This window comes from Bartonella sp. AA18HLJMS, from assembly GCF_042197245.1.
Lineage (GTDB): Bacteria > Pseudomonadota > Alphaproteobacteria > Rhizobiales > Rhizobiaceae > Bartonella.
Genome location: NZ_JBHIRP010000053.1, coordinates 1 through 2,553 on the forward strand (window position 1 = coordinate 1; position 2,553 = coordinate 2,553).

Here is a 2,553-nt window from a genome sequence, read left to right on the forward strand (position 1 = left end):
TTTCTGTCTTTAGCAATATTTGCTCTGCCCTCTAAAATAGACTGATCTGCGCTTAATGTGAAGGTGCCGTTGGAGATCGCTTTAACCTCTTTATCATCCCACAAATCTTTATCTTTCCATGACGTTTTGTCCCAAGCAATACCATTTCCTAGTAAAACATCGGCATGGACCTCTGATTTTTTAAGATTGACTGTGCCGATTGATGGAACTGTAGTATCTTCGATACTTTTTTCAACAACAGCTCCAATGAAAATTCCTGTGCCATTTTCAGCATGAAGCTCTGCATTGGTCAGATTGATCTCATTACTATGATATTTTTGTGGATCATGCGAGCTATTCGGATTATCATCGGAGAAAGTTGCGAATTGTAAACCGGCAACTTCTGCTGTGGCAGAAACATCTGTCAGATCAATATGTCCGCCATTTATTACAACCAGCGCAGCCATTTTTGCTTCTATTTTATTTTTCTTCCCATTCTGAGGAGTGTCGGATTGGGTATCTAGACCTTTAGAATTAGTATCAATAGCGCCATTAATCATCTTAATTGTGCCATCTTCACCAGTAGCGAGACCAATACCAACATTTTGAATAGTTGTTTTGCCATTTAATTCAACTATACTATCAGCCTCCCAAGTGCTTACACCAACGGTTGGTTCTTCGGACTCACTACCGGTTATTGTTAAATCTCCGGTAATGATTTTACTCCCATCATCTGCATAAAGACCTTCATCAAAATTTTGAATGGTTGTTTTGCCAGTTAACTGAATTTCACTCCCAGAGCCCGATGTCCATACACCAGATCGTGCTTCATTGGGGTTGTCATTAATTGCTTTACCACTGACTATTGTTAAATCTCCGCTAACGATTTTGCCACCATTAAAGGCTCTAAGACCGACAAAAACTTTTTCAATGGTTGTATGACCCTTTAATTGAACTTCACTATTGGGATCAATGGCTATTATACCAGAAGTGCCGTATTCTTGGTTTTCATAAGCAGTTATTGTTAAATCTTCGCTGGAGATTTTACCACCTTTTTCTGCTCTCAGTCCATCTCTAACTTTTTCAATGCTTGTTTTGCCTTTTAATTCAATTATGCTTCCAAAGCCATTGGCATTTGCACCGTTTCCGAAGTTATTGGTTGTTAGAGTAACATCCGTAATTTCAATACGTCCACCATTTTCTGTAAGTAATGCGCCTTCATGTCCATTCAAATTTCCTCCTATGACAGCTCCTCCTTTCATTGTGATCTTGGATTCTATACCATCTGCATGGAGTGCATTACCATTAGATGATGCGACTGTAACATTGTTGTTTAAAGTAATGATGCTGCCATTTTGAGCAGATATTGCTGTATTTTTTGCACGAAATGATCCTCCAGAGATTGTTATTGTCGAGTGATCATCTGCAAATATGCCTGTTAGTGCTTGAGTAACGGTTACATTGTTCAAGGTTACTGTGCTGTTTTTAGCACTTATTCCTAAGGATAGTGAACTGTTATCGTTTTCACTCGATATTACCACGTCTTCCAGCTTGTTTTTTTTACTCTTACTGTCAGAAAAGGAAGCACCAGTGCTAGATAAAATGCCAGATGAGGAGGCCTCCATTCCAGAATATGTAATTGTTCCCTTAGTCATTTGAAGTGTAGCACCGTCTTTGGCTTCAAGGCCTAAGAAAATACCAGAACCAGTGCCTTTAATGATTGTGCCATCCAGTAACTCAATCGCACTGTTAGCACCTTCTGCTGTTACAGCATAGACGGTTTGGTTTGTGCCTTGGTTTATATCTTTATTCGTAACAATGGTTAAATGTTTTCCAATGATTTTGCCACCGTCTTTTGCGTGAATAGTTTCGTAGGTTTTATCGGATACTTCTTGTTGTTTTCCCCCAGAAACTACGAGGGTTTCAGCATGTGCACTGAACTGGATGTTGAACAGGATAATAGCGGCTGCAGCCGTGCATGATAAAAGGGATGTTTTATACACTAGTATTCTCCTTATGAGAGCCCCAAAATATTCATTTCCCCGCGAACTTCATAAGAAGAAGTGAAAATGGATAGTTGTTATTAATTTCAGTAATTGTCTTTATTTGGTAAGACATTTTTGGTTTTTTGTCAAAATTAAAAAATAATTGATATTAATTATGTCTAATACAAAATGTATTTATAATTGATTTTATTTAAAGAATTATAATTTTGAATATTATTATTCAGAGAAATATTGTGAGATACTGATATAGTGGTACCATGATATCTTTTACCTGATGGTAGATGACGCAAATTGGGGTTATGAGGGAACAAAAAAGGATGTAGAAGAAGCTAGTAAAAAAGCTAACTTACTTGGGCTTAAAGTGGGTTTTCATCTTTCAACACAGTGGTATTAATTTATTTCTAATAGACTTTTCTTTTTTTCAAAGTAGGAAGTACTGTTCATCCACTGGGAATGGAAGTGCTCTGTTGCGTTTGTTGTGTCTTGTCTTGGGGATTTTCGTAAAGAACTAAGTATAAAGAGGGAAGGGTGCTTTAAAAGGAAAAAGGATGACTTTAATGTACAAAAA

General features: G+C 37.3%; 1 pseudogene. It reads right to left on the reverse strand.

Annotation, left to right across the window (positions count from 1 at the left end):
• Positions 1-1,982, reverse strand: a pseudogene (locus tag ACFINW_RS09780) (autotransporter outer membrane beta-barrel domain-containing protein); the annotation flags it as partial.
• Positions 1,983-2,553: the final 571 nt, after the last annotated feature.